We start from the raw sequence: 25,087 nt of genomic DNA on the forward strand, positions 1-25,087 counted from the left end.
CATGGAAATAGGGCTGAAAATAAAGCATCTACGAACTAAAAATAATTACACCCTAAAACAACTTGCCGAAAAAACAGGCCTTTCCATTTCGTTTATATCAGACATTGAAAATGGCCGAAGAAATCCTAGTATAGATAACCTATATAAGCTAAGCAAGGCGTTGGGGGTTTCTGTTGATATCTTATTAAAAAACCAAACAGGAATTCCCGACGATGAAGCTAATCTCATTAGGGAAGCTCAGGAACTAATTAAGGATCCCCAAATTCGAGCTATTGCTCGAGCCAGTCGCAAATTATCATTTGATAAAAAAGATCTTCTACAAAAACTCGCGGAATCCATGGCTGAAGAGGCAAAAAAGGATGCCAGTAAAAATAAATAAAGTACGTTATGATTATATTCGTCCTAAAATAGCTGAATTTATAGCTAAACAAAAAATCAATAGATTACCAGTTGACCCCATGCAAATAATAGCTCGCAATAAATGGACGGTACGAACTTATGATTACTACGCCAAGAAACATGGGGTGATGTTAAAAGACGTCATAGAGGCTTATGGAAGCGAAGATGCATTTACGATCTATCAAAACGGACTTTATTCAATTGCCTATAATGACAAAATCCGTTCTCCTGGAAGAATAAGGTTTTCTTTAATGCATGAAATTGGGCATATATATTTAAAGCATTTGGAAGAATTTGACCAAACCATTCTCGCCCGTGGTGGTCTTACCGATGAGGAGTATGATATCCTTGAAACAGAAGCAGATATTTTTGCTTCGGAAACCCTCGCCCCCTCTGAGGTACTATTAAGCCTCGGGTGGACTAACTATTCTGTTATAGAAAAGCGATGTAAACTATCCAGGAAGGCCGCCAAATTTAAGGCTTCAAGGCTCTTCGATTTAATATTTAATTGGGTTTACGTTGATCCAAGATCGCCGATTATAGCTAATTTTTATGATTTTATCTATCAAAAGAAATGTAATCACTGTGGATACGGCTTTATATCTTCTAAAGCAAAGTACTGTCCCATCTGTGGGAATAAGCTTATTTGGGGGGAAGGCAAAATGATCTATAATGATGGATATGATTTGGACGAAAATGGACGAGCTATAAAATGCCCCAGGTGTGACAATGAGGAGATTAATTATAAAGGTGATTACTGTACGATCTGCGGTACATACCTGATTAATAAATGTATTGATAAGACAGAAGTCGATATTAATGGCAATGAGTTTATTATAAAGGGAAGTTGCGGCCCCGTTCCTGGCAATGCTCGATACTGTCCCATATGCGGTAGCGAAACTACCTTTTACCGGATGAAGCTCCTGGCTCCATGGGAAAAAGCTAAGGAGATTCTTGAGACTCAAAGTAAAACAGCTGCTACAAAAGAAGATATTGAAATAGATGAGGATGACCTACCCTTTTAAGGAGGACGGCATAATGAAGAAAGCGGTCGCTTACGCCCGCTATAGCAGCGATAATCAACGGTCAGAAAGCATTGACGCCCAGCTCCATGATATCCGGGAATGGGCATCCAAGAACGGCTATCAGATTATCCGAGTCTATACAGACGAAGCCGAAACTGGCACCAGCGATGACCGGGATGGGTTTCTTCAGATGATTGCTGATAGCCGAAACGGCGACTTTGAGGCCGTACTGGTCCATAAATCAGATAGGTTTGCACGCAATAAATGGGATGCAGCTATCTATAAAAAAGCCTTACGGGAAAATGGGATTAGCATTATTTACGTCACTCAGCCCATGCTCTGTGATGATACCCCCGAAGGTTTTCTTATGGAAGGCATTTTTGAAAGCCTGGATCAATACTATAGCTTAAACCTGGGCCGCGAAGTTATGAAAGGTATGGCCGAAAACGCTCGTAACTGTAAACATAACGGCGGCCGGCCACCTCTAGGATACGATGTGGACCCTACTACCAGAACCTATATAATTAATGAAAAAGAAGCTCAGGCTGTAAGGCTTATCTTTGAAATGTATGACAAAGGCTTCAGTTATGACGCCATTGTTAAGGAACTCAATGCTAAGGGTTTTAAGACTAAAACTGGAGGCGCATTCTGTAAGAATTCTATCTCCGATATCCTTCGTAACGAAAAGTATGTGGGTGTATACATTTTTAACCGGGCTATTCATAAAGTAAAGGGCAAGCGTAATAACCGTAAGAGTAAGCCCGCGGATCAGATTATCCGCATCCCCGGCGGCATGCCGCAAATTATTGACAAGGAACTTTGGGACAGGGTACAGGCGAGGATTGAAAAAAGGCGTCGCGATCCAGGAGAACGGGCCCATAATAAGGCTATCTCCGAATACCTGCTGACTGGTAAGATAGAGTGCGGTCTTTGCGGCTTTAAAATGGTAGGTAAAAACGGCGGGACCTGGGGGAATAAGACCAGGTACGATTATTATATTTGCAATAACCGTGAACGCAAGCATGGATGCAAGGCCAAGATGATTCGCAAAGATATTATTGAGCGTCTGGTCTTGGAAGAACTGGAGAAGAAGGTTTTGAACCCGACGCTGTTCCCCGTGCTGGCCACTGAAATTCATAAAGGTATGAGCAGCCTGGGCAATGAGTCGGAAAAGGAACTGGTGTATCTCAAAGCAGAGTTAACTAAAGTGCAGGCGAAAATTAATAATATCCTGGACCTTATTGAAGAGGGAGCGGGCTCAGCAGAGTTAACTAACAGGCTGGCCCAGCGGGAAAATGAAAAAGCTATCCTGGTCAATAGGATTCAGGAGATTGAAAGGAAAACAAAAGCCAGCACCATCACTCGCGAGATGATACTGGCCTATCTTGAGCAGGAATATAAGAGCCTTAAGGCTGATGATACGCTTACTGCAAAGGCCCTCATAGATCGCTACGTCGACCGGGTTATTATCTATGAGAATGATTTTGAAGTAACCTTCAAAATCCTGCATACAGATGGTGGAGGCGGACCGTTCCAAGTAGTATGCAGAAATGATTTGCTATCCGCAAAAGAGCTATCAACATGGAATTCTTCTTTAATAGTTTAAGAAATCCCAGCATTTCCCAAAAGTCCAGAACCGGTATTGCAGGGCTTTGATGGTCCTGCTTTTCTCCTTGCCCCCCAATAACTCAGCAAATTCAGCCTGGGTATCTATCATCAGCTGGTGCCGCCAGTATTTTAACCTATTCCGCACCGCCACGCCTATCACTATCCTCTCAATATATTCCACGTGGTAGGCGGTTATTCCTGCCTGCTTTCTCCCAAATAAAGAATTAAAACGCCAACTAACTCTACTATAGTCGCAAATATAATTCCTGATTTTACTCTAAATACCGCTAAAAGCCTTGATATACTAAGCTTTTATGGATATTAGTTTGTCCTTCGGTTGTGCTCCCGGTTAGCCAGACAAACGTCACAACCGAAGGTATAACCGGGCAAAAACAAAACCCCCGGCCACCCTGGGCCGGGGTGGAACCGTGGATAATAGTGCATAATTTGTAGACGCCGGGAGGTGGGCTCCCGGATCGTGTACTCGTATGTTAACTTGGAATATCCGATAATTGTATGCCATTACCCGTTATTAATCCACAAATTATTTCAATGGCTTTTTGTATTAATTTTAAAGCCATAGGTGTAAGATAAGCAGCCGCTTTTACAGTTTCAGAGAAATCTTTTACCCTTTGAGCTAGTTTATTAAAACTAAACTTTTTCTTTTCTGGCGGGCAAGTATATGCTTCTGATAAACTTTCTAACAATTTATTAAGTTCGCTTTTAAGTTCCGTAATATCGGTTAACTGAGCCAATATACTGGCCAGTTCTGGACTATATGATTTAATAATTTCAATATGATAGGTACTTTGATCTAAGTAACCTACATTTTGGGAATTTAAATCTACGTTCTGAGGATTAATAATTTGTATTAATTGTATTACGCTGGCACCAGACTTTATTAGTTTTTGCCATGTTTCTCCATCGATTAACTGTGGCAATGATAAAGCTTGCGATTGCGACTGTAAGCCCCAAAAATTTTCTTGGGTTCGCCTGGATGTTTTTTTTTAGCGCTTTCTTTAATATAGGCTTTGTACTGCGGATTAATTTTAAATGCCGGGAAAACTATCTCCGGTGATGTTATAATTTCATCACCACAAAGATAACAGATACTGGCTTTTGATAAATCAAGGCTAGTTAATTCATTAATGGTTACTAAACACTCCGGACAACGCACTTCCCATATACATATTAACTTTTTTTGGTTAACTAATTCCTGCAGCTTAATAAATACTTCCTGTACAGGCAAACCCACATCTTTAGCAACCGCCGAGGGGTAAAACTTGGCAATAGGCAGTAATGCTACTTCATCAACCCATTTATCTACTTTATCTAAATCCCATTGCCTCATAGCCTTACCCCTTCTTCCTTTCTTAATTCTCAAGCAATATCTTCTTCCTTAGTAAATCAATAGCCTGTTCGGTAGCAAAAGTTCTAAAGCTAATACTATTAGTTTGTAACCCAACCCTTATAGTATGATATTCTACCACACCATTTTCATTTACAGGAAATCGAATAAATCCTCCTTGATATTGTAAATGGGGCCTTAAAGCATTTAGTAACGGCAAAGAACGCACATCTGCTAATTCTTTAACGCTTAAGCCTAATTTCTCCATCCCTGCTAGCAGGATGGCTAAAAACGGAACTCCTTCAAACACCGATAGGGTGTCAATACTCTCGTTTAATACATTTATAAGGCATTCAATATCTTGGTTTTCAAAATAATTATTAATACCGATAAGGACATTCGATATTGCAGAAATTTGTTCTTCAGTTAATTCTCCCTCGAAGAAAAGCTCCGGCCTTGATTCGAAACTAATAAGGTTACCGCCTAACGCATCGGCCATGTCCCCTATCTTACCACCAAAGGGCTCAATAAGGTCGGCAATCCTAAAGGAGTCTATAGCTTCACGACTTGTACCATCGAATAGTTGGGCAATTTCTCTTAAAATACGCGGAACATACTTAGGATCATCCCTAATTTCGAGAATGCAGTTTTCTAAATCTAATAATGCGCTGACAAGGCCACCTATAGTCCTAGTCGAAAACTGTAGCCCGAATGTACGTTGTACCCTAACTTTAACTAAATATCTTAATAAATATCGTCTACCCTCACCATATTGACAAGCACCTACTATCTGGGCTGTTGCTCCAAGGTTATCTGGATTTCTTTCGATTATACGTTCAAATGGGTTAATACCCAACCGCTCCCGCATAGCAGTAACAATATCTAATTCTCTTGCATGTTCGGGAAGTCTATGCCATGTAATGGCCCTTCTGCTTGCAAAGATTTTATCCTTAATATGCTCAAAAACTTTGTTTTTTACTTCTTCCTCGCCGTTCCTCAAGGTATCAAAAACAGCTTCTGCCAAACTAACATCTGGAGTATCATTGGGTATTCCGCAAATAACACATGCTTCTTCTAGCAAACTTTTTGGTAATTTTAATAAGTCTTCAGGAAACACCAAATTAATAGGCTGAAGCATTTAAACCATCACGCTCTTATTGACAAACTCTTATTTTTTTATAGGAAATATTCTCCATAGACCATAAAAATCCTGCAAGGTTACTAAAAAAAGCCCCCGGACCCGCGGTCAACCCGCAGGCCCAGGAGCTTCTCTCATTCCTTCCACCGCCGCAACCCGCACTCCCGGCAATACACCGCGCTCCCGGGCACAGTGCCGGCTCGGCCACGCCAGCGGAGATGTATGCTTGCGCTGAGGCGTCGTCGAGGGAGACGAGTTCGCCGGGGTAGTAGAGATCTTTGCCGGCGATCATCCTAACCAGCATTTTTCCTCAGTCCCTCAAGGGTGCCAAGGAAGTCATGCAGGAAGTTAGCTCCCCGGCTTACCAGCAGGCCGGACAGCACCATGCCAGCATAAGGGACGGCCAAAGGGACACCTACCATGCTGAAAAAGTCCACTCCCGCCGCTACGCATAAAAAAACGCCGAGTACAACGGCGCCAATGCGGTCGGCAGATACTTTCCCCTGCTGCCAGAACATCTTGCAGGTCTCCCACAGGGCCTCTAATACGGCGGCCACGACAAGGAGCTTATAAAAGTCCATTATTGTTTACCTCCCTGAGTAATATTAACGGTTCTGGTAGCCTCATCCCAATCTACTCGATAGTTGAGAGCATCGATAAGCGCCCTTACCGGCGCATAAACCTTACCGTCAACCATAATACCTTCTAGCTCAATGTTGCCAACGCGGATTTTCGGCGCCGGCGGCCGGATCAAAGCGGCCCTGATAGCGGCCACATCCAGGCTACCGGGACAATCCGTTTCGTTTACTTCCTTATGAGCCAGCACCCGGTCCGGAGTGATAGGATACCGCCGCATCAAATCCTTAATCAATCCGTACAGCGCCAGCATCTGGGCGCTGGTAGGCTTGCTCTGTGTAAAGTCTCCTACCAGGCAAATGCCTACCGAATCGTTATTCCTCCCGGGCGCATGGGCGCCGGCAAAGAGGATATTGCGGCCCTCTTGTACTTCGCCGTCCGGGCCGCCGTTACCATTGCAAATCACGTAATGATAACCCACATCCCCCCAGCCTAGCTGGTGGATATGATAATCGCGGAAGATAGCTACATTCCCGTTTGGGGTCCCAGAATGGTGGATAACGATGTAATGGATATCCTCCGGACTACGCCGGGCCATCATTACCGCTTCAGGGACGTTGGCAACGGTCACGGCCGATCACCTCCCAATAAGGCGCAAAAATAGATCTAGCGCCAGGCCGCCGCAAATGCCTATAATCCAAAAATAAAGCTTGTCAAACCTTTCTCCTATCTTATCAATCCGGGCCTCCATTTTCTGGATGGAGCCATTTTGTTTGCGTTGGTATTCTTCATGCCCGTCCACCCTTTCTTCCAGCCTCGCCACAGCCACTTCTAACGCCCCCAATCTTTCTTCGACATTCAATGGGGCACCCCCCTCTCTATCTGGTCAGCGTTATCTTTCGCTCCCCTTCGTTCCACACTACCTTCCAGCCAAGTATCTCGGCTAAAAAACGTAACGGTACCAGGGTCCGGTTGCTCTGCGGGTCAACTTCTGGTGGCTGATCCAGGATAACTTCTTCCCCGTCTACCAGGGCACGGGTACTGTCTATCCAAAGTTCCACTTTAGATGCCGGCTTAGGCGGGAGAATTACATCAACACTGCTCCAGGCCTCCATAAAGAAGGGTATCCCTAAGTCACGGTCTCGGTAGGTCAGAAAATCGTAAGGCAGGTAGCCATAACCGCTGTCACCCCATCCATCACCCCATGAATTGGCTAAACGGAGAAAACCTTTCCTGGTAACACCGCTTTTATAAGTATGGACGAGGTTATCATCCCAGCCATCAAGAAGGATCGCATGGCCACCGCGCCAGGAGCCTTCCGGCAGGTCGATAAATCCACCCGGCTCGCACTCGATAAAGTTATCGCAAACAAAGACGGCCGCCAGAACGGGGCCGTCGCGCATGATGGCAGTTTTTATCTCCTCCAGAGTCTGGATCCGGGCATAGGCGCCTATCTGGAACTGCTTAGCTTCGGTGACGGCGGCCTCCGGCACTGGCGGCAAAGGGCTCGCCATAAGGCTGTAAGGCAGGGTTTGCTCCTTGCAGGTACCAATATCCTTAAGTACAGCCATGGCCACCCGCGGATAAGTGCCCTCCTGGTTAGGAATCCCGTCTCTTTGTTTGCACTCAGCATAAATAAAAAGAGGGCTAAACCTGTAGCCCCTGGACGGATAGTTGACCGACTCCTGCCGGTCTTTGACGCCGGCCGCCGCCTGGCCGACGCAGGTGCCCCATTTACCCTGGTCCCGAACTGGCAGACGGGGCCAGAAGAATGATGCCAGCAATTCTGGCGCCGCAACCATCTGCGAGTAGATATAGTCCCGGGGATCCGGGGGCGACTGGATTGCGCCAGGCACAAACTGAAAACCCATGTTCTTCCCCTCCCAAAATTAAAGCCGCCCCGAGTGGGCGGCCTAGTTAACCCAAGTACTTATTTGCTATTAAATCTAATTTCGCCAAGAATTGCTTTTCCTTTTCGGTGAGATGTTCTTTATCCAAAAGCTCTTTACCAAGTTCAAGACAACTCGTAATAAACTCCTCCATTTCTATATCCATCGGAGCCCTCCTTTCCTTATTAGCCCATTTGCTGCGCATAAAAGTCCTAAGACGCCATTTGAGATGTTGATAGAATTGCCTCGGCTTGCTCCTGCGTTATAAAACCCTTGGTTACCGCATTTTGTACTTGATCAACGGTTATCTTCCGCATAATCCACATGTTTAATAGAAACGTATACATAAGCTGTCTCCTCCTACAACCTTACCTATAACCCTACCAAGGTTAACAATGCTTCTTCAAGTGCTGTTACTCGTTCCTCTAGAGTCGGTGGTTGTCCTGAATTCTTAATCGTATTTATTACTTCAAGAGGAATTCCTTTCTCGATTAACTTTTGTATAACTTCGAAGTCATCCAAGTCGAAATTTACATATTCAATGCCATTATACTTAAAAGAGTAAAGCATATCCAATCCTCCCTACGAGACTGTTGTATTAATCACGGGTACACCCTTAACTTTAGAAAAACCAGTAGGAGTAGAAGTATAGGTAACAGAGTATTCACCAAAGTAAACGGCACCACCATTATAATAAGGGTTTACCCCTCCCTGGCTACCTACAATAACAAAGTTACTGGTAGGATTAACAGTTACTATAGATAGAGTGACTGAAAAAAGTCCTGCCTCACTAAGCGTAGCTCCAGCACATTTTATAAAAGCCCTGGCATTATTCCAATACCATTGATTCCCTAAACCTGAACTAATGAGATCAGCATTCACTGTTAACGTGATGTTACGAATTATTAATAATGCAAAATGCCCAAGGTTAATAGGATATAGTATTCCTGTACCTACATTATTATTACTTGAATCATTTATCGTCCCTATTGGAATATATAGGGTATAACTAGACAACCCGTCTATTATAACCCGTTTAAATAATATGTTTAAAAGACTGTCCATCGTATAATTTGACTGCAAAACTATCCGACAAGTACCCCCTATTGGGGTGCGATTAATAGCTTCTTGGAGGGTTTTTAAAGGAGCCGAACTATCGCCATTATTAGTATCACTTCCGGTTGTTTGATTTACATAATAATCTCTACCAGTAAGTAAAATTTGATCTATGGTTTTTCCTCCCACACTATTAGCATCGCCTGTTATGCTTGCTGGTAGTTTACCGTTCCCATCTAACCGCAAAATTTTATTGGGTTGCGGTGTTGTCACAATCTCGGCCAAATGCGCAGCAAAATCCGCCTGGGCCGCCGCCCCTATATCCCCGGGGGCCAGGGCATCCGCGCCCCCGGTGGCGTGGGTATTTTTATGGGCGCTCGGCGTAAAGCTGGAAGGCTTGTCCGGGATGTCAGCCCAGGCAGGGAGTTGATCCGTCCTGCTGGTTTTCGCTAAATAATAACTCCCTGAGGCACCATGAGTTTGGATAGCCCCTCCGTGGGCATCAACTTTAGCTTGTGCACCGTTCGGTGTTTCAGCTCCTATGTCTGCTGGGGCCAGTGGATCAGCACCACCAGAGGCATGACGGCTGGCGTGTGATTCAAAATCAGCCTGAGTAACGTATATCTCCGATCCCAGAGTAGCAGATATATTGGATGCATTTCCCGTAAGGGTAATAACGTTAATATATCTTTCTACTACGTCAGGGCCTCCACCAGCAGGAATGTATTCAGCATTTGCACCAGCATTCCCGTAGCAGTAAAGTATTTCACCTTCTTGAGGATCCTGGGCGAAAACTCCAAGCTCCCGCCAATAAAAGCCCGTAGTAATGTCTGTATTAGAGAAGTAACTACGAAGTTTGGCCTTTCCTCCAGCCAGCGTTTGAAGGCCTAATATCGTCAGCTCTTTTTTTGTACTGATCAGGTCGGTTAAATCCACAATACTTTGCCCACTAAGGCTTCCGTCGCCTATTTTTATTTTGGTAAAGTTTAACTGCACACCGGTTTGAGCTTTCGCTTGCAAATTCCTTCCTTTGTTTGTAAGGATAAGGCCGCCGAAAGCACCCATTTAAACCACCTGCCTTATCTCTTGATAATCTGCAATGTGGACCGCATTACCAAAGTACATATTGAGCTCATCAGTTGCTGTAATTTCTATGGCCTCAAGAACAGATCGAGCATTCTTGACGGATTCAACAGCTCTTGTAAACCGTTGAACATCCGTGGTTGTTGCTGAAGTATTAGTGGTTAATACCTTAAAATGATACGGCTGGCCGCCGTATTCAAACCACTCCTGAATTTCCCCGTCCCCAAAAATGGCTGTAACCAGTTCTTCAACTGCCGCTGGTGTTCCCTTGCGACGGTGCCAGTCTAAAGTGCCCTTTACCAGGGAACGTTTCTGCTCCAATGGGAGATCCGGCTCGTAGAAGTCAACATGAAACTGCCAGGCCAGCTGATCGATTACCGGCTCAGGCAGCTCATCTATCCTGGCTAAAAGCAGACATTGATCCACTGCAGCTGTTACGGCTTGCAATTCACCGTCCAGGGCCTGAGCCGCGGCGCTTACTTTAGGGTCTTTAGCAATGTTTGGGGGTAGGATATCGGCCAGCCGAATATCCCTGATACTAGTCATCTTCCAGGCCCCCATAGGTGACTGTGATCGTTCCGACGATAGCTACTTGGGCAGGTGTAACCGCAGTAAAAGCGGGCGAGATGATATTTACCCGTTTTGCGCCGGCAGCCATCACCCTAGCAGTCAGTTCTGAGGGATTAATATCCCGGCCCAATTTAGACCTTTGCCAGGCCACGTAATCATCTACTGCCTTATTTACTGCTTCCTGTATGCCTGACGCTATGGCGGCATTTGCCTGGGCTATATAATAAATCAGTTCTATGTTATAGTAGACCACTTCAGGAGCTAAAACTACCACCTGGTCAGTAAGCGGCCTGATGCGCTTATCGTTGCAAACCGCAGCAACGGCGTCCAATATCTCCTGCCCGGGGATCTGGCCATTCTCTAGCAGGGGGCGGATTTCAATTTGCCCCGGTGCCGGCGAAGTAACCGAAACGTCAACAATAGACTGATGCGCCGTCCGGGCCCAATACCGGTATCCTTCCTCTGGTCCGGCGACGGAAAAGCCCTCGGGGGCCTGACGGATACGCTCACGGAAAGCATCGTCAGACTCGACGTCAGCGCCGCCCGAGCTTACGGTAATGTTCTCAACCCTTTGGATCCATGGCAGGGGGTCTACCAGCTTGTTTATCTGCCCTATCTGCCAGCCATTTCCGATTATACCCGGCGTCGTACAAGCCACCGGTATGTCGATTTGCGTGGTCCCGGCCGGCACTACTGTTGCCTGGATCGTTGCAAAAAATATCTGCCCCCCGGGTGTTACCCGGATACCGGCGGGTATAGTTACCGCCTGCGGTTGGGGAGCCGATAGAGTAAAACGGATTATAGTCTGAGCGGCTTTTTCGAGCAGCCTCTCTGTTTTGACCAGGGCCCCTATATGATCCAAATAGTCCCCAGCGGCATAAGCCAGGAGATTCTGCTTGGCGGCATAATTAATCAACACCCTTTGCTGAGAGATTATGGCTGCTATGGCTTGCAAAAAAAGGCGCACCGGATCCCCAGGGGCTAGCTTGCGCCCCGAAATACCCTCGTAGGTAGTAATGACATTAGCCTCAATTTGGCTAACATCTGTAGAAACAAACTCTATTTCAGGCAAGTTGCTCAAGCTGCTCAACCAGCCTCACCCTCACTTTCGGGCGAAGAATACCCTCCTGGGCGTCGCCTTCAAAGGTTACCTGGGTTACTCTTACCCGCGGCTCCCTCCGTTGAACCTCAGCTATTATTTCTGCCGTCAGCCTCGCCTGGGCCACCGGCAGAGGGTCATCCAGCCAGGTTGAAGTAACCCCAAATTCCCGGTTAAGTGGAACCGAATATTTAGGCGTAGTCAAGATAGTACGCACATTCTGCAGGATTTCAGCCAACGTAGATTGTGGGGCAAAGTCAATTTCACCGGGGGTAGCCAGGACCTCATATTCCATCTAAACCGTCACCTCCGGCGGCGGGGGCGGGACATATTCACTCAAGGTTAATTCTACTTCCGCAGCTAAAAGGCGCCCGCGGTTATCTATCTTAGTCCAGCTTTCATTGATAGTTTCAATGACCCATAAGCTTTCATAAGATACAGGCCGGCCATTTAGGACTAAAGGCACTGCAATTCCCTGGTCGCGCAGGAAACGCAAAACAAAAATCTCATCGGCAGGGTTTACCCCAAAGGCCACGTCGAACCGTACCGTAAAGCTTATTTGTTCATCCCCGGGACCTAAAAACTCCCTTTTGGGTTTTTGATGCATTATCTCATGCCTGGCCCAGCGACCGCTACCGGAGCGTTTAAAATTATCAAAGGTCCTTAGTTTTTCACTGGAAGTCTCAAACACCACAGGACCAAGGCTACCGATCATCAGCCTCCCTCCTTCGGCGGGCCAGTGTCGCTGGTGCCAGCCGTAACATCGCTGTGGACGTGGGTTTTTAAACTTATACCATCTGCTATAACGTCCCCCGTCACGTTAATATTGCCGGCAGCTACAATGTTTACTGGGCCGACGGCATTAATGGTCAAAGCATGTGTGCTCCGGTCATATTCAATCCTTGTCCCGTCCTCAAACTGGACTATCCTCTTATCCTGGCTGCTCGCTGGCGGCTGGTCCTCGTCGGAATAGATAGCCCCCAGGATAAACCCCTCAGCGTTGCCGGTGGGCAAAAAAATGCAGACCACATGCTCCCCCACATCAGGCAGGTAGTAATCTTTATTTCGCAGTGTCTGGCGCTGGAGGACCGGTAAATCGTAAGAAACTACACCCTGGGCCTCAAATACCACCCGGGCCGTAGCCGTTGCGGGATTCACCGATGATACTCGCCCTACACGAATTATGCTTTTATCCATCAATACCCCTCCAGCACCCGGCGCAGGTCCAGCTTAACCGTGTATCCCGGGCCGCTGTGTTCGGCTGTCTCCACAAAATATTTACCATCAAACTTACCCCAGCCCTGGAGCATTACCGTCACCCCGGCCACCAGGGCAATGTTGCCCATCATGGTCAGGCTAAACTTTACCTCTTCTTTGTTCTGCTGGCGCAAACGCTTCTTCGCTAAGCGCTCGGCCTCGGCAATGCTCGTAACCCGTTCATTGATTACCAAGGTTTTTCCCGTTGCCGGCCGGTTAGGGGGCCTGTAGGTATAAACAATACTTTCTTTCTTCGTGCCGCCCTGGTACTCAACCCGGCAGGCGGAATAGACCTCCCGGGTCGCAGAGGTAGCTTGATATGACTCTATAGATGATACGCCCCGAATGATCGTCATCACCGGAGCCATCTGTTCATATTTGCGGTCGTCGAAGATTACTATCTGCTGTCCCGTCACCTTGAGTGACAGCCCGGCGTCCTCACAGAGCTTCATCAAAAAGGCCAGATCCGATTGCTCCGTCTGATCTACCCGGTCGTATTCCGGGTCATCATCAGTATCATAAAATAACCCCAGGCCGGCTTTGCTGGCGATATCCCTGACAATAAGCGAAAGTCTCGTTTTTTCCCAGGCCCGGGTCTTATCTTCGCCGCGGAGAGAAGCGGATTCCGGTACAGAAAGGGCTTTTATCGTCACCGTTTCCGGCGGCCCGGCGCACTCTATTTCGTCAACCTCAAACGTTCCCAAAGGCAATACTTCAAATTGGCCGGCCAGGTCCCAATTCTGCACCTGGAGGGAGGCCTGCAGGGTAGCCCCTTTTTCCGGCATCCAATCGGCTTTCCATAATCCAGCCTTATCCTCCAAGTTTATTTGCAGGTCGTCGGCTTTGCCGCTGGCATGGTCGGTATAGGAGAAACCAAGGAGATATTGCGCCAGGTCCTTTGAAATGTCTTTGTTGTTGTAGGTTAAGCTAAGCTTTGCCCGGCGGGCAAACTGCATCAGCTCTCGCCTCGCTTCCAGGGCGGCAGGCTCGAAGGAATTGGAGTTGTAATCTCCGGAACGACCAGCTTAACGCCGGCAGAAAAAAAGACCGTTTTCCGGTATTGGGGATTGGCCTCAATCAGTTTAGTCATATATTTCTCGTTGCCGTAAACGCGCAGGGCAATCAAGTCCCAGGTATCGCCTTGCACCGTCACATACTCATTCATAGCTCAACCGCCTCTCCTGGCGCAGCATAGCCTGAAAACGTTCCATAAAATCGTCCCTGGAATCTTTTAACACTTGCCTGATGACGCCTGGATCACCGCCAGGCGCATGTATTACAGGAGCAAAAGTTATCTGTATAGTACTCCCGGCCGGACTAACACCTAACATCTCACCGGCCTGAGCCCATAAAGATAACGACCTGGAGGAGCCATCAAGGGGGATTGCCGCTTCGGGACCCCTTTCGGCAAACCAGGCGATATGTGGCTTGTCGTAGATACCGCCTGTGGCGTGGCCCTCAATGGCCCGAAAGCCACCAACACCTCCCGAACTTGCTACATCCCCACCACCAAATCCCAATTTTGAGCCTATCCATCTTACTACTTTGCCGACTTTTTCGTAGATCTTTTGGATAAAACTATCTAGAGCAGCTAAGGGGTCTTTCCAAAAGTTAATAAAGAATGTTTTTATCTTCTCCCAGTTCTTGACTAGTAAATATCCAGCCGTAATTAAACCCGAGACAGCAATAATCACTAGTCCTATGGGGTTAGCAGATAGGGCTGCATTCCATAGCCACTGAGCCGCCGCCCAAGCCTTTGTGGCAATGGCCCCCACTCTGCTGATTATCCCAAACTTTGTGGCCAACATATAAATAGTGGAAAATGGAGATATAAGGATACCAGCCGCATATCCCAATGCTGTAAATGCAATGCTTAATCCAAGTACTGCTGCTGTTCCGATGACTATTGCTTGGGTCAAGTTCGGATACCTTTCCGTAAATCCCTGGACTTTCTCCGCCAAATTTGCCGCCGCACCCATCAATTTATTTAAAGGAGGCAAAAGAATATTACCTATAGAAGTTCCTAAAGCCGTCGCCTGGTTCCTCAATAGTTGCAATCTGTTTTCCGAGGTCTCTGACCGGGATTCAAACTCCTTCTGCATACTGCCGGCATATTGCGTGGCATCACCGACCCGCTCAAAATTCTTTTTTAAGGCATCCAGGTTAGTTAAAAGCGGTGCAATAGCCCCGATGCTTTCTTTCCCGAACAGGTCAGAAAGGACCGCGGCTTGCCTATGCTTAGGAAGTTTCTGCAAGGCCTGAAGCACCTTCAAGATAGCTCCCTGGGCATCCTTCTGCATCATTACGGCCATATTTTTCGCATCGAGCCCCAATGCCTGGAAGGCCTCCGCCTGGCTCTTGGTCGCCGCTTCGCCTGCCGTAAGACCGAGGATCAGGTTTTTGATGCCGGTTGCCGCTATTTCTTCCTGAATACCAGCAGAAACCATGGTTGCGCCCAGGGCGGCAATCTGGGCAGCGGCGGCACCGCCAACCTCGCCCAGGGGGCCGATCCGGCGTACCACTTCGGCAATTTTAGGCGCCGAGGCCGCTGTCGTGTTGCCCAGGTAATTGATCTGGTCGGCTAGAGTGTTGACCTGCTCCTGGTTCATTTTAAAGGCCGAACGCCATTCGGCCATAGTCTGGCCGGCTTCTTCGGCGGTAATATCAAAGGCCACACCCATCTTAGCAGCTGCTTCTGCGTAGCTAAGGAGTTCGTCCCTGGCAATGCCGGCCTGCCCGCCGGCGGCGACAATCTGCGCCAGTCCATTTGCGGCCATAGGGATGCGTTTTGAAAGATTGAGGATATCCTTACCCATTGCTTTAAACTGTTGGGGTGTCTCAAAGTCTACAACCTTCCTGACGTCAGCCATGGCGGACTCAAATTGCATGGCCGCGTAGACAGGCGCCCCTATGGTAGTTGCCATCGCAGCTGCATCCAGCAGGTTGCCCCGCATCCTTACGCGGAAATCAGTGACTCTCTGTTGAAGATTAACAGCTTTAGCGAACCTTTTCTGAGCTTGTTCCGCCTTCTGTAACTGAGCAGTAAGTTTGGCATGAGCTGCAGCATATTCTTCGGTGCTGATGGCCCCTTTCTTCTGGTCCTGCTCCAGCTTCCTTATGTCTGCCCGTAGGGAAGATATATGCCGGTTCATTTCCTGCAGGCGCTCGCTGGATGTCATGAAGGCGCGCCCCAGGGAAGAGTTTATTTTCCCGGCAAGCTCAATAGCTATTTCAAATGTACGAGCCATCTTTTAGCGCGCCTCCTTCGGCCTCCGTTTCTTTATCTCGATAAGCGCCTGGATCCAGTCCATTAAATCATTTATCGGCAGAGACAGCCAGAAGGGAACCGGCGTACAGGTATCAATAGAAAGTCTTAAGCATATATCCATCAATTCAAGCCTGAACCGTCCAGGCCGGATGGATAATCGAATAAAAAATTCTGCACCGTCATGGTAACACTGGAAAAATCTTTAACAGGCAAACCTACGATTAAATCCAGTGGAACTTTAGCTGCCTTTGCAGCTAATACTGCTAAGTAAGCCTTAGAGGTTTCAGCTAAAGGAGGATTGTCTCGCAATAGAATTCTCGTTTCCTTCTCAGCCTCTATCATATCTTTGCCCGTTAAAGCTTCCAGGTCCAGGGTCAATTCCGTATACTCCTTGCCCTCAAAAGAATAGGGCCTGCTCAGAATAACCTTTTCCATGATTGTACTCTCCCTCCAAAGTGATTAAGCCCGCTGCTATTTCCCGGCAGCGGGCCTTTTAGTTATTCCAGTCCTAGGGCCTCTCTCACTTTCCTCATATAATCCACGCCGTTGATGATGCAGATATAATTGTACTTGTCGATTTCCACGATAGTTTTCCCATCGATAGAAACTTTCAAGTAAAGGACTTCAAATTCATTCGATGCATCGGCAGTAGTCCCAACGTCCAATTTACCTAATTCCGTAATTTTAGGGGTACACCTTACGGCCACTTTAAGGGCTTGTACACGGTATTCTCCCGAGCCGGCGTTATAAACCTGGGTTGCACCCCGGAAATCCAGGTTATGTGCCCGCGGTTCAGCCAGGTGGACGGTAGGCTTAACAACTGTACGCCAGTTAATGGTGCAAGTCATGCTGTTATAATGGCCCAATACCGGGCTCTCCACCTCTCCAGCGATGCCGGCGCCTTTCACCGTCTCGGTCATGGCCTCCAGGCTAGGGAGTTCCACGTCTGCTATGCCCAGGAGGTCAACCCCATCCTCATAAACACGGAAGTTAATCAGTTTTTCCGGTACCTGGTTCAAGCATCACACCTCCTTACGCGGCAAACAGCGATTTTAGATACTGCGGGTCATATTCGACGATGAAATCAATCTCCCGGGCCGGCGACGGCGGAGTCACGTAAACATGCAGCCTGATGATGCCGTCCATAAGGTCTGTAGTCGGGTTCTCATCCTGAATAAACTCCACCCGGCCACCGAGGATGAACCCCCGGGCTGCCAGGCCGTTGAGCCAGATGTTGGCCGAATCGACAACGGTATCGACCAGGCGCCGCGAAATCGGGTAATCGACCTTCTGCCAGAACATGAGGATCAGGGAGTTAGCGATCCAGTCAAACATGCGCCGCACCGGGAGGAAGGCGTCTTTAGGGTCAGTAATTGCCGGGTAAGCGCCGGTACGGTTGCCCCAGGCCTTCCAGCCACCGATGAAGTTCAGGGCCGTAATAATCCCCTGGCCGTTCAAGTAGGCGGCCTGGTCGGGGCCCAGGGTGATCTCCGTCCCGTCAGCCAGTACAGCGCCGTTGGCCTGGAGGGTCTTATTCGAGGGACTAGCATAGGGAACATCATCGTTTTCCGCATCGGTCCGGCAGATTACCCCGGCCAGCTGGGTTGACAGGTAAAATACCTCATCGCTGAGCTTCACCTTCGGCCAGCATACCGCCTGCCGCGGGGAAGTATAGGTATTGGTCTCTTTCCAATTGGGCACGTCAGTATATTTCTTAACTTCGCTTGTTGACACGTCGGTAAGGGCGATGCACTTGAAATGGCCGTTGATGTTACTGGCCTTGGCTACCATTACCGCGGCCACCGCCGGGTCATGAGACCAGCCGGGCGCCAGGACCATGCCGGGCACCAGCCGGAATAACGGAAATACCTGATTCAGCAATTCCAGGCCTTCATAGGCTCCAGTCGTTGCATCTACGCCGCCAATAATGTCACTACTGGTGACCATGCTCGGATCCAGGTGGTCATAATTGACCGTCAGGGTAGCCCCTGCGGCAATAGCACCGGTCGCCAACCGGGAGATTACTGCCCTCCCAGCATCATCGAAAGCAATCGTATAATCCGTATTAGCGACATAGGTAGTAGCACCATCCTGGCTCTTGACAACTACAGTATCCTTAAGTACTCCGTCATTGGCCAGCGTAGCCTGATCGTCCACCAGGGTAACGCTTTCTGCTGCTACGCTCTTCTTATGAGTTGCCGGATCCAGGATGTTCACCAGCACCACCGGCGCCACATTGAATAGGGCGAAGTGAGATTTAATAAACTCGCAAAGGGTATATTTCTGCCAATCATCGCTGTAACCGAACTGCTTGACGGCCTCTTCATAGGTATAGCAGAGTACCGGCTTATTTACCGGCGCCGGTTCCGTCGCCAGGTTTACCGGGGCAGTCCCAAATACCACGGGCAATCCGGCGGTGGCCTGAACCGGAGGGGTAACGGAAGTAGGGATTTCCGTAGTGTAAACACCGTGCATGTAGGGCATTAATTATGCACCACCCTTCAAGATAAACTGCAAAGCTTCGTTAAAGAAGGCATTTTCCGGGGTCCCTCTGGTTGCAATTGCCTTCTCTATCCGGGCCAGTTCAGTCACCGGGACGAATAGCCTTTTGATTGCCGGGCACTTTGCAAAAAGATCCCCCAGGTGCGCCGGCAGCCCACCCTTATAGACGGTATAGCGCTGCAGCACACCGCCAGGAATATTAGGACCACAATAAATCAGCCGCTCCGGTTCTTTTGGAGCGGCCTTTGCAATTTTACTCATAGTCAATTCCCTCCAGTGCAGGTTCCAGTACCGGGTGAGCGACCGTCCAGGTGGTAGTCATTATACCCACCCAATGAGGATAAGGCTGGTCTTCCGGTATTTCAAACTTCATAGGGTACTCTACCCGGAATTTATTGCCTATTGTCCGCCTCTTGAACAGCTCCGTCCAGATGCGCTGAATAACATTGGCCACATCCTTCCATCCTTGCTGGCTGTCCCTGGAGTATGCACCTACGATTATATGAACCGTAATCGTCGCCCCATCCTGCTCATCGGTGCCGTCGGACAACCTCACAATTACAAAAGGAAAATCCGGATCCTCTTTGGTCGGGTCCTTGGGCGGTAAATAACCGGTAATAACCTGGGGTGGCTTGCTTGTCCCCATATTAGTCTCCAGCCAGTAGTTCTGGACAATTGGCTCAATAAAATCTCGCAGTTCGTCTACCAGCAAAACTGGTGTAATCATTTACCCACACCTCTTAGTAGCCTTTCGATTTCATGCTCCAGCCGGCTTTCCAAAAGTTCCTGCGCCCGTTCTTCGACATAGGTGACAACCGATTCATGCCCCAGCATTTGCGGTATCGAGGGGCCAAAGCGCTGGATAATCGGCAACCGCGCCCGGCCGGCCCGGTGGAAAACGCCAATGTGGCCGGACTGCATCTGAGCGACAAAGGCGCCCTTGACCGGACCGCCGCCACCCCGGACCACTCTGACAATAATGGGGTTTTTCCTACGCTTTGCCGGCGGTTTAGCAGGTGTGACGCGAAACTTTGATAGGGGTACCGGTTCCCCGGTGGCGTGGATAATCGCGGCCTGGTTATCAAGGGTAGCTTTGGTGATTTTGATCTCGGACCTTACATCCTGAGCCTTAATATAGTACCGTTCCCGCACCTTTCTAACAGCATCGGCCCTGGCGCTCTCAGCCGCCCGATTTAAGGCGGAAACGACGGCCTTAGAAACGCCATTTGGGACGTTTTTCAGCAGTACTTCGGCCCGGGCAAGCTGTTCGGCGCTTATTGTAATCACGATTCATTCGCCCCTAAAACAATCTCCAGGACGCCCATCTCTTCGTTACATTCGTCCACTAAGTAAGCTTTACCATCTAGCAGAATTTCCTGACCGAAAACCGGACGCATCGGCAGGTCGTCAGCCCTAACATAAACCGCAATTTCACTCCTATAAACACCGTCATATTGCTCCGTTTTATCGTTGCTCCGGGTCTTGAGGATATTGCTGTCTATTACGGCGGGAATTTTAAGCCCGTTGATATCATGGACATCGGCAAACTCCCCTAGGTTAAGGAAAATGCCGATGTCCTGCTGGATCGTATCTTTGAAGGTCATTTTTTCTTCTTACCGCCCTGGACTAAGGGATGGTCGGTTGCCGGCCCTTCTTCCTCCGGTGCAACAGGATTTTCGGTTGGACCGGCATCGGGAGCAGAGGCTTCCTCTACTCGAACCGCAACCGGGTATTCGCAAAACCCTTCTGCGACGAGTTTTTGTTCCACCTTGGGGTCCAGTCCTTTAATAGTTTCGCCGGGGAAATAAGTCTTTTCCCCGGCGCGAACACGAAAGGCTTTTACAATGACAGCCATGCTATCACCCCTTACAGGACCTTGGCGACAAACCAGTCGTCTACATCTTCCGGTTTGGGAACAGGGCGGCTGCTCAGCCGCAGCATACGCTGTTCGTTTTGATTATCTGCCCAGCTCTTAGGCACCCGGGCACCCTCAATGGTCACAAACTGGTCGCCTTCTAATTGAGTAATTGCACCATATAGAAACTCGCCCATGCCAGGCCGGGCTAGGAGGACATGATCGGTCGGCACCATGGGATACTCATTGCCATCGTCATCCAGGAACCAATCGTTATAGGTGTAGAGGTCAAGGCCCAATTCAGGCAGCCGGCCGATATAAGTTACAGCATCGCTCTGGATAACAGGATTGATCTGGCCGAGATACAGGTTGCGAAGGTCCATCTTCTTCTGGATGTCGGCGTCGTTCAGGAAAGCATCACAGGCTTCCTGGCCAAGGACGCAGATCGTAGGAGCCCGCCCGGACTTTTGGATGACTTCCAGGCGCCAGCGTTTTAGGTCGGCATAAATAGTGGCCCCGGACTCATTCCAGAGAGAACCCGTAGTGAGGACCTCTTTATTGGTGAAACCATAATCCAGTACTTGCTCAATATAAGACTGATTGTTCCTGTCGATGAAGCCCTTCATAACGATTTTCCCGTTGAAAAGCAGTTCCCGGCACATCCATTCTTCCCGGCGAGTAATCATCTCGTCCAATTCGGCCAGGTCGCGGCCTAAAAGCTCTGCCTGCCGATCGGCCGGGGTACGCTGGCTGAAAATGTTTTCGCCCATACCACGGATAACAAGGTCATCCACGGTCAGGGCACGCTGGGGGGCAATCTTAGGTGCCGTGTACTTATCAGTGCGGTAACCCTGCCGGTCCATTGTGATACCGCCTACCCGTGGGGCGACAAAGGGCGCCATCTTGCGCTTGCCCTTTTTATAGTCGAGCATTACTTCTTCGGTGACAAAAGTCAGGCTACCGGGAAAGAATGTGGAACGGAAAAATGTATGGACAGGCATTAACCTTTCAACGGCAGCGATAAGGGTCTGGGTGCGGTAAATATTGATGTTCAATTGCCTTACCTCCCTGTCAATTAGTACGGGATATTATCCTTGAGGAAAATCCCAAGCTCGCGCAGCCGGGTTTCATGGTTGGCAGCGGTGTCCGTACCGCCGAAGATCAGGGCCTTACGGTTGAACAAACCGGAACTGTAAGCAGTGGCAACGACATTGGTAGTAGCCCCAGCATCGCCGGTATCCACATCATCCGTTAGGATGCAGTCTGCCGACTGGCTGCCGTCGGTATTGGCGCTGTTAACCGGGACGGCCAATCCCGAGGCAGCGATGATGCCCAGGACGGTCCCGCGTTTGAGGATGCCCTGGCCGGCTTTAAGCGTTACAGACTTGATTTCCAAAGGGATGCTGGTCCCGGCGATTAAATTATCATAGGTGACGGAATCTGCCTGTTTGGTATAGAGATCCATTATTTCTTAACCTCCTTGGCACGTTTTTGGTTGGCTGCGGCAACAATCTTATCAATAAGGCTTTTTTCATCTTCGCCCCCAATTGGGCCTTCCGAAATTGCGGCAATGACCTTATCTGCACCGGAAGCCTTAATTTCATGGTCCCGGTCAATCAGGTACTTCCTCCCTTTGGCGGCATCTGCTTTCAGAGCCTCATACGCCAATTCCTGGGCCGTCATGGGTTCTTCGTACTTAGCCTTAGCTACCAGTACCGGGTCAATGGTGGCGGCAATTTCATCAATGGACTTAATGCGCTCCCGTTCACTGGCCTTGGCCTCAGTTACAAGCTGGTTACAAAGTTCGGGATACTGCTGTTTGAGTTCGTCAACGGTCTTGATTTCCAAGGTGTCATCACCCTCCTTAATAATTTCTTTTGACGCTTGTTTATTTGCTGCCAGGATAACCGGTTTAACACTTGCGGCAACGGTAATCCCCTTACCCAAAGAGGGCCTGGTCTGATAACGGCTTAGATCATGAAGCACCGAATTGACCACGAGGTAGCGCCCATCGTTTGTCGCCGAAGCATCAACACTTTCCTCGAAAAGGATCTCATCCACAAAACCCTCTGCCTTGGCCTCTTCTGCAGTCATCCATGTCTCGCGGTCCATCATTTTGGAAAGTTCCTTGCGGTCACGCTTGGTCTTGGCTACATAAGCATTTATAATGCTTTCCTTGACCGTATCCAGGACCTCGGACATTTTTTCAAGTTCCTCTGCTGAATAATAGCCAAAAAGGACTAAAAGAGGGTTATGGATCATCAATAAAGCGTTAGCCGGAGCTTTAATTATATCGCCTGCCATAGCCACAACGGTGGCTGCACTTAAAGCAGCCCCGTCTATCTTGACAGTAACATTAGCCGGGTGGTCCTTTAACATAGTGTAAATGGCGTTTGCCGCAAAGACGTCGCCGCCGGCAGAGTTAATCCGCACGGTAAGATTGCTGATATTACCGAGCGCCTTCAGGTCCTCGGCAAATTGCTTTGGGGTAACCTCATCCCCCAACCAGCTGGTCTCGGAGATGGGACCATAAAGCAAAAGTTCCGGTTCATCCCCGCCAATGTTTTTAAACCGCCAGAACTTATTCAAGCGGTTCACCTCCTGTTTCTATAATCCCGGCCTGCTGCATTTGGGTAGTCTCGCGGGCTAACTGCTTAATATTGCGGTCAAAATCGCCGCCGGTAATTTCAATGGTCTCGCGCTCCCGGGTAGATAGTCCCAGCTTGATGCGCTCGCCGGCCGCCTGGACTTCTTTCAGAGGATCAACCTGACCCGGGGCCGGCCCGTTCCATTCTGCGCTTGACCAGGCCCGCCGGATAGCCGGGTCGGAGAAAAAGCCTGGGGCCCGGATCCGGCCGATTGCCACGGCCTCCGCCAGCCACTCCTCATATACCGGCTGGCAGAAATCCTTGGCTATCCAGCTCCGCCGAGTACGGAACATCTTCCAGGCCTCCAGGAGGGCCGCACGGCTGGCGCTGTAACTCGACTGGAAGGATTTCTGTAAAAGCTCCTGGGGGATTTCTAGAGCAGCGCCGATATGGCGGCACAAGGCGTTGACAAAGGCATCGAAAGAACTGTTTGGCCTCTTAGGGTCGGCAACTTCAATATCCTCGCCCGGGTTTAATACGTTAATTGCCCCAACCCCCAGCTCATAAACAGTCTGATCGTCGGCGGCAATCTTCTGGTCATCAGGGATCATACTTCCCAAAGGCATGTCGCTCGATGGCCCTTGAGACTTAATAAATACGGTAAACATGCCGGCGATGACGGCAGCCATCAGCTCGGCTTCGGTATAACGGGTCAGTTGCTTCAGCGACTCTATGACCGGGGCCAGGTAAGGCACGCCGCGCCGCTGTTCGGCCCGTTCCGCATCCATCAGGTGCAGGACATTAGGCCGGCCAGTCTCGCTACCATAGGCCTCCACTCGCACCCACTCTTTACGTTTTGCGGCGTCCAATCCCGTTGTAATGGGGTAAGAATTACATATCCAGTAAGCGACGACCATCCCCTTATCGTCGATTTCAACGCCCGAGATAATTTGATTACCGTTCTCGGGATTTACCCCCTCAATGCTACCCAGGAGAACATTGGCCCAGGGTGTAGATACCCTGTCCGCCTCGATTAAATGCAGGCGGAGGGTATACGGCATCCAGGCTGTCGGCTGGTTTCTTTTAAAAAGAACAAAGGCATCGCCGTTCATCAGGCAGCCTAAAAAGGCAATACCCTGCAGGTCGTAGAAATCCGATATCCGCAACGCGTCACAATATTTACTTTCAGCCCACAGCGCAAATTCCCGCTCCACCTGGCGCTCCCAGGCGTCGGCCTGCTCTTCGGTAAGTCCCAGATATTCCGCATCAATACGCGCCTTCAGGCGCAGGCCAGGGCCAATAACGTTCGTCTTGGGCGTCTTCAGCGCGGCAGCACCCAGGGGAGTATTCATGAACAGGTCTCTGGACCGGGCTCGCAAGGTATTTAGATTAAGGTCAATATCGTCTTTAGGACTACCGGCCGCGGCCGTCCAGCCGCGCATGCTCTTCTTCTTGGTGGAAGCCCCGCCCTCGCTGTACCCGGCGGCAAGGATTTGGAGCATTTTACGCGCAGCAATACGCCGGACAGCAGCCTGGGGAGAAAAATAAGCTATAGTCCTATCTATCAGGTTCATCCCTCACCCCCTCCTCACAGGTCCCGGGGAACAACTCCAATGGTGCGGTTCCTGCCGCCGCCCGCCAATTTAGCCTGCTCGTTAGCAATTTCTTGCTCCAAATAACGGATCATATTGCCTATTTCACGGAGATTGGCTCTGGTAAGCCTTCTGGAGCCGATCATGTATTCCTGGGCGCCCGATAAAATAGCCGCCTCGCAGTTTAAATACTGTTGCAGGCGGCTCTGTAGCGTTTCAAGCCGGGTAGACAAT

Annotated in this window: 35 protein-coding genes; 3 read left to right on the forward strand and 32 right to left on the reverse strand. The window is 49.1% G+C overall.

Annotated features, from left to right (window positions below; all coding sequences use genetic code 11):
* Position 1 precedes the first annotated feature (1 nt).
* The 3 genes from FLZ89_RS04575 to FLZ89_RS04585 are packed head-to-tail and all read left to right on the forward strand — an operon-like array spanning position 2 to position 3,030.
* The gene (locus tag FLZ89_RS04575) at positions 2–379 is read left to right on the forward strand and encodes a helix-turn-helix domain-containing protein (RefSeq protein ID WP_141304536.1); all 378 of its coding nucleotides are present in this window, start codon (positions 2–4) and stop codon (positions 377–379) included.
* On the forward strand, positions 360–1,424 hold the full coding sequence (locus FLZ89_RS04580; protein WP_141304537.1) for an ImmA/IrrE family metallo-endopeptidase: 1,065 nt from the start codon (positions 360–362) through the stop codon (positions 1,422–1,424). Before FLZ89_RS04575 ends, FLZ89_RS04580 begins: the two co-directional genes overlap by 20 nt.
* Positions 1,425–1,437: 13 nt before the next feature.
* Entirely contained in the window at positions 1,438–3,030 is a 1,593-nt protein-coding gene (locus FLZ89_RS04585) for a recombinase family protein (RefSeq protein ID WP_172613449.1), read from the forward strand.
* Here FLZ89_RS04585 and FLZ89_RS04590 read toward each other — a convergent pair.
* The 32 genes from FLZ89_RS04590 to FLZ89_RS04740 all read right to left on the reverse strand — a co-directional run bounded on the left by FLZ89_RS04590 (position 3,019) and on the right by FLZ89_RS04740 (position 25,086).
* Positions 3,019–3,213 carry a hypothetical protein gene (locus tag FLZ89_RS04590; protein ID WP_141304476.1) on the reverse strand — a complete coding sequence of 65 codons (195 nt, stop codon included), beginning with the start codon at positions 3,211–3,213 and terminating at the stop codon, positions 3,019–3,021. The genes FLZ89_RS04585 and FLZ89_RS04590 overlap by 12 nt on opposite strands.
* Positions 3,214–3,523: 310 nt before the next feature.
* A complete protein-coding gene (locus FLZ89_RS04595) occupies positions 3,524–3,973 on the reverse strand; it encodes a hypothetical protein (protein ID WP_141304477.1) in 450 nt (149 codons plus the stop codon).
* A complete protein-coding gene (locus FLZ89_RS04600) occupies positions 3,961–4,383 on the reverse strand; it encodes a hypothetical protein (RefSeq protein ID WP_141304478.1) in 423 nt (140 codons plus the stop codon). The genes FLZ89_RS04595 and FLZ89_RS04600 overlap by 13 nt, the downstream gene beginning before the upstream one ends.
* Positions 4,384–4,405: 22 nt before the next feature.
* Entirely contained in the window at positions 4,406–5,518 is a 1,113-nt protein-coding gene (locus tag FLZ89_RS04605) for a hypothetical protein (RefSeq protein ID WP_141304479.1), read from the reverse strand.
* A 293-nt stretch (positions 5,519–5,811) separates the two neighbouring features.
* On the reverse strand, positions 5,812–6,099 hold the full coding sequence (locus tag FLZ89_RS04610) for a hypothetical protein (protein ID WP_141304480.1): 288 nt from the start codon (positions 6,097–6,099) through the stop codon (positions 5,812–5,814).
* Positions 6,099–6,725, reverse strand: coding sequence for an N-acetylmuramoyl-L-alanine amidase (locus tag FLZ89_RS04615; protein WP_141304481.1), 627 nt, complete (start codon positions 6,723–6,725; stop codon positions 6,099–6,101). The genes FLZ89_RS04610 and FLZ89_RS04615 overlap by 1 nt, the downstream gene beginning before the upstream one ends.
* 6 nt (positions 6,726–6,731) lie before the next feature.
* A complete protein-coding gene (locus FLZ89_RS04620; protein ID WP_141304482.1) occupies positions 6,732–6,956 on the reverse strand; it encodes a hypothetical protein in 225 nt (74 codons plus the stop codon).
* Between the two features lie 16 nt (positions 6,957–6,972).
* The gene (locus FLZ89_RS04625; protein ID WP_141304483.1) at positions 6,973–7,965 is read right to left on the reverse strand and encodes a C1 family peptidase; all 993 of its coding nucleotides are present in this window, start codon (positions 7,963–7,965) and stop codon (positions 6,973–6,975) included.
* Between the two features lie 46 nt (positions 7,966–8,011).
* A complete protein-coding gene (locus FLZ89_RS15615; RefSeq protein ID WP_172613442.1) occupies positions 8,012–8,149 on the reverse strand; it encodes a hypothetical protein in 138 nt (45 codons plus the stop codon).
* Between the two features lie 206 nt (positions 8,150–8,355).
* Positions 8,356–8,553 (reverse strand): hypothetical protein, encoded by a 198-nt coding sequence (locus tag FLZ89_RS04630; RefSeq protein ID WP_141304484.1) that lies wholly within the window; start codon positions 8,551–8,553, stop codon positions 8,356–8,358.
* 12 nt (positions 8,554–8,565) lie between these two features.
* The gene (locus FLZ89_RS04635; protein WP_141304485.1) at positions 8,566–10,104 is read right to left on the reverse strand and encodes a hypothetical protein; all 1,539 of its coding nucleotides are present in this window, start codon (positions 10,102–10,104) and stop codon (positions 8,566–8,568) included.
* On the reverse strand, positions 10,105–10,668 hold the full coding sequence (locus FLZ89_RS04640; protein ID WP_141304486.1) for a phage tail protein I: 564 nt from the start codon (positions 10,666–10,668) through the stop codon (positions 10,105–10,107). It lies immediately after the preceding gene.
* Positions 10,661–11,773 (reverse strand): baseplate assembly protein, encoded by a 1,113-nt coding sequence (locus tag FLZ89_RS04645; RefSeq protein WP_216363839.1) that lies wholly within the window; start codon positions 11,771–11,773, stop codon positions 10,661–10,663. The genes FLZ89_RS04640 and FLZ89_RS04645 overlap by 8 nt, the downstream gene beginning before the upstream one ends.
* A complete protein-coding gene (locus FLZ89_RS04650; protein WP_141304488.1) occupies positions 11,757–12,086 on the reverse strand; it encodes a GPW/gp25 family protein in 330 nt (109 codons plus the stop codon). Before FLZ89_RS04650 ends, FLZ89_RS04645 begins: the two co-directional genes overlap by 17 nt.
* Complete coding sequence (locus FLZ89_RS04655) at positions 12,087–12,506, reverse strand: phage tail protein (protein ID WP_141304489.1); 420 nt, start codon at positions 12,504–12,506, stop codon at positions 12,087–12,089. It lies immediately after the preceding gene.
* Positions 12,506–12,988, reverse strand: coding sequence for a phage baseplate assembly protein V (locus FLZ89_RS04660; RefSeq protein ID WP_141304490.1), 483 nt, complete (start codon positions 12,986–12,988; stop codon positions 12,506–12,508). The genes FLZ89_RS04655 and FLZ89_RS04660 overlap by 1 nt, the downstream gene beginning before the upstream one ends.
* Positions 12,988–14,004 carry a phage late control D family protein gene (locus tag FLZ89_RS04665; RefSeq protein WP_141304491.1) on the reverse strand — a complete coding sequence of 339 codons (1,017 nt, stop codon included), beginning with the start codon at positions 14,002–14,004 and terminating at the stop codon, positions 12,988–12,990. Before FLZ89_RS04665 ends, FLZ89_RS04660 begins: the two co-directional genes overlap by 1 nt.
* The gene (locus FLZ89_RS04670) at positions 14,004–14,213 is read right to left on the reverse strand and encodes a tail protein X (protein ID WP_141304492.1); all 210 of its coding nucleotides are present in this window, start codon (positions 14,211–14,213) and stop codon (positions 14,004–14,006) included. Before FLZ89_RS04670 ends, FLZ89_RS04665 begins: the two co-directional genes overlap by 1 nt.
* Complete coding sequence (locus FLZ89_RS04675) at positions 14,206–16,002, reverse strand: phage tail tape measure protein (protein WP_141305283.1); 1,797 nt, start codon at positions 16,000–16,002, stop codon at positions 14,206–14,208. Before FLZ89_RS04675 ends, FLZ89_RS04670 begins: the two co-directional genes overlap by 8 nt.
* Positions 16,003–16,436: 434 nt before the next feature.
* Complete coding sequence (locus FLZ89_RS04680; RefSeq protein ID WP_141304493.1) at positions 16,437–16,751, reverse strand: phage tail assembly protein; 315 nt, start codon at positions 16,749–16,751, stop codon at positions 16,437–16,439.
* A gap of 62 nt (positions 16,752–16,813) precedes the next feature.
* Positions 16,814–17,335 carry a phage major tail tube protein gene (locus tag FLZ89_RS04685; RefSeq protein WP_141304494.1) on the reverse strand — a complete coding sequence of 174 codons (522 nt, stop codon included), beginning with the start codon at positions 17,333–17,335 and terminating at the stop codon, positions 16,814–16,816.
* 13 nt (positions 17,336–17,348) lie between these two features.
* Positions 17,349–18,800 carry a phage tail sheath family protein gene (locus FLZ89_RS04690; RefSeq protein ID WP_141304495.1) on the reverse strand — a complete coding sequence of 484 codons (1,452 nt, stop codon included), beginning with the start codon at positions 18,798–18,800 and terminating at the stop codon, positions 17,349–17,351.
* 3 nt (positions 18,801–18,803) lie between these two features.
* A complete protein-coding gene (locus FLZ89_RS04695; protein ID WP_141304496.1) occupies positions 18,804–19,079 on the reverse strand; it encodes a hypothetical protein in 276 nt (91 codons plus the stop codon).
* The gene (locus FLZ89_RS04700; protein WP_141304497.1) at positions 19,072–19,545 is read right to left on the reverse strand and encodes a hypothetical protein; all 474 of its coding nucleotides are present in this window, start codon (positions 19,543–19,545) and stop codon (positions 19,072–19,074) included. Before FLZ89_RS04700 ends, FLZ89_RS04695 begins: the two co-directional genes overlap by 8 nt.
* Entirely contained in the window at positions 19,542–20,105 is a 564-nt protein-coding gene (locus tag FLZ89_RS04705; protein WP_172613443.1) for a phage tail protein, read from the reverse strand. Before FLZ89_RS04705 ends, FLZ89_RS04700 begins: the two co-directional genes overlap by 4 nt.
* Positions 20,102–20,422 (reverse strand): hypothetical protein, encoded by a 321-nt coding sequence (locus tag FLZ89_RS04710; RefSeq protein ID WP_141304499.1) that lies wholly within the window; start codon positions 20,420–20,422, stop codon positions 20,102–20,104. The genes FLZ89_RS04705 and FLZ89_RS04710 overlap by 4 nt, the downstream gene beginning before the upstream one ends.
* Positions 20,419–20,673 carry a hypothetical protein gene (locus tag FLZ89_RS04715; protein WP_141304500.1) on the reverse strand — a complete coding sequence of 85 codons (255 nt, stop codon included), beginning with the start codon at positions 20,671–20,673 and terminating at the stop codon, positions 20,419–20,421. Before FLZ89_RS04715 ends, FLZ89_RS04710 begins: the two co-directional genes overlap by 4 nt.
* An 11-nt stretch (positions 20,674–20,684) precedes the next feature.
* The gene (locus FLZ89_RS04720; RefSeq protein ID WP_141304501.1) at positions 20,685–21,728 is read right to left on the reverse strand and encodes a major capsid protein; all 1,044 of its coding nucleotides are present in this window, start codon (positions 21,726–21,728) and stop codon (positions 20,685–20,687) included.
* Between the two features lie 20 nt (positions 21,729–21,748).
* Complete coding sequence (locus tag FLZ89_RS04725) at positions 21,749–22,138, reverse strand: head decoration protein (RefSeq protein WP_141304502.1); 390 nt, start codon at positions 22,136–22,138, stop codon at positions 21,749–21,751.
* Positions 22,138–23,262 carry a head maturation protease, ClpP-related gene (locus FLZ89_RS04730; RefSeq protein ID WP_172613444.1) on the reverse strand — a complete coding sequence of 375 codons (1,125 nt, stop codon included), beginning with the start codon at positions 23,260–23,262 and terminating at the stop codon, positions 22,138–22,140. Before FLZ89_RS04730 ends, FLZ89_RS04725 begins: the two co-directional genes overlap by 1 nt.
* Positions 23,255–24,835 (reverse strand): phage portal protein, encoded by a 1,581-nt coding sequence (locus FLZ89_RS04735; protein WP_141304504.1) that lies wholly within the window; start codon positions 24,833–24,835, stop codon positions 23,255–23,257. The genes FLZ89_RS04730 and FLZ89_RS04735 overlap by 8 nt, the downstream gene beginning before the upstream one ends.
* 14 nt (positions 24,836–24,849) lie before the next feature.
* Positions 24,850–25,086, reverse strand: a complete 237-nt coding sequence (locus tag FLZ89_RS04740) for a DUF6148 family protein (protein ID WP_141304505.1) — start codon at positions 25,084–25,086, stop codon at positions 24,850–24,852.
* Between the last annotated feature and the right edge of the window lies 1 nt (position 25,087).

The organism is Moorella sp. E306M, from assembly GCF_006538385.1.
Taxonomy (GTDB): Bacteria; Bacillota; DSM-521; order Neomoorellales; family Neomoorellaceae; genus Neomoorella.

Excerpts from the sequence above, each read along its gene's own strand:
- FLZ89_RS04575 (WP_141304536.1), top strand. The coding sequence starts at position 2 with ATGGAAATAGGGCTGAAAATAAAGCATCTACGAACTAAAAATAATTAC.
- FLZ89_RS04580 (WP_141304537.1), top strand. The coding sequence starts at position 360 with ATGCCAGTAAAAATAAATAAAGTACGTTATGATTATATTCGTCCTAAA.
- FLZ89_RS04585 (WP_172613449.1), top strand. The coding sequence starts at position 1,438 with ATGAAGAAAGCGGTCGCTTACGCCCGCTATAGCAGCGATAATCAACGG.
- FLZ89_RS04600 (WP_141304478.1), bottom strand. The coding sequence starts at position 4,383 with ATGAGGCAATGGGATTTAGATAAAGTAGATAAATGGGTTGATGAAGTA.
- FLZ89_RS04605 (WP_141304479.1), bottom strand. The coding sequence starts at position 5,518 with ATGCTTCAGCCTATTAATTTGGTGTTTCCTGAAGACTTATTAAAATTA.
- FLZ89_RS04610 (WP_141304480.1), bottom strand. The coding sequence starts at position 6,099 with ATGGACTTTTATAAGCTCCTTGTCGTGGCCGCCGTATTAGAGGCCCTG.
- FLZ89_RS04625 (WP_141304483.1), bottom strand. The coding sequence starts at position 7,965 with ATGGGTTTTCAGTTTGTGCCTGGCGCAATCCAGTCGCCCCCGGATCCC.
- FLZ89_RS15615 (WP_172613442.1), bottom strand. The coding sequence starts at position 8,149 with ATGGATATAGAAATGGAGGAGTTTATTACGAGTTGTCTTGAACTTGGT.
- FLZ89_RS04630 (WP_141304484.1), bottom strand. The coding sequence starts at position 8,553 with ATGCTTTACTCTTTTAAGTATAATGGCATTGAATATGTAAATTTCGAC.
- FLZ89_RS04635 (WP_141304485.1), bottom strand. The coding sequence starts at position 10,104 with ATGGGTGCTTTCGGCGGCCTTATCCTTACAAACAAAGGAAGGAATTTG.
- FLZ89_RS04640 (WP_141304486.1), bottom strand. The coding sequence starts at position 10,668 with ATGACTAGTATCAGGGATATTCGGCTGGCCGATATCCTACCCCCAAAC.
- FLZ89_RS04650 (WP_141304488.1), bottom strand. The coding sequence starts at position 12,086 with ATGGAATATGAGGTCCTGGCTACCCCCGGTGAAATTGACTTTGCCCCA.
- FLZ89_RS04655 (WP_141304489.1), bottom strand. The coding sequence starts at position 12,506 with ATGATCGGTAGCCTTGGTCCTGTGGTGTTTGAGACTTCCAGTGAAAAA.
- FLZ89_RS04660 (WP_141304490.1), bottom strand. The coding sequence starts at position 12,988 with ATGGATAAAAGCATAATTCGTGTAGGGCGAGTATCATCGGTGAATCCC.
- FLZ89_RS04665 (WP_141304491.1), bottom strand. The coding sequence starts at position 14,004 with ATGCAGTTTGCCCGCCGGGCAAAGCTTAGCTTAACCTACAACAACAAA.
- FLZ89_RS04670 (WP_141304492.1), bottom strand. The coding sequence starts at position 14,213 with ATGAATGAGTATGTGACGGTGCAAGGCGATACCTGGGACTTGATTGCC.
- FLZ89_RS04675 (WP_141305283.1), bottom strand. The coding sequence starts at position 16,002 with ATGCGGGGCAACCTGCTGGATGCAGCTGCGATGGCAACTACCATAGGG.
- FLZ89_RS04680 (WP_141304493.1), bottom strand. The coding sequence starts at position 16,751 with ATGGAAAAGGTTATTCTGAGCAGGCCCTATTCTTTTGAGGGCAAGGAG.
- FLZ89_RS04690 (WP_141304495.1), bottom strand. The coding sequence starts at position 18,800 with ATGCCCTACATGCACGGTGTTTACACTACGGAAATCCCTACTTCCGTT.
- FLZ89_RS04695 (WP_141304496.1), bottom strand. The coding sequence starts at position 19,079 with ATGAGTAAAATTGCAAAGGCCGCTCCAAAAGAACCGGAGCGGCTGATT.
- FLZ89_RS04700 (WP_141304497.1), bottom strand. The coding sequence starts at position 19,545 with ATGATTACACCAGTTTTGCTGGTAGACGAACTGCGAGATTTTATTGAG.
- FLZ89_RS04710 (WP_141304499.1), bottom strand. The coding sequence starts at position 20,422 with ATGACCTTCAAAGATACGATCCAGCAGGACATCGGCATTTTCCTTAAC.
- FLZ89_RS04715 (WP_141304500.1), bottom strand. The coding sequence starts at position 20,673 with ATGGCTGTCATTGTAAAAGCCTTTCGTGTTCGCGCCGGGGAAAAGACT.
- FLZ89_RS04725 (WP_141304502.1), bottom strand. The coding sequence starts at position 22,138 with ATGGATCTCTATACCAAACAGGCAGATTCCGTCACCTATGATAATTTA.
- FLZ89_RS04735 (WP_141304504.1), bottom strand. The coding sequence starts at position 24,835 with ATGAACCTGATAGATAGGACTATAGCTTATTTTTCTCCCCAGGCTGCT.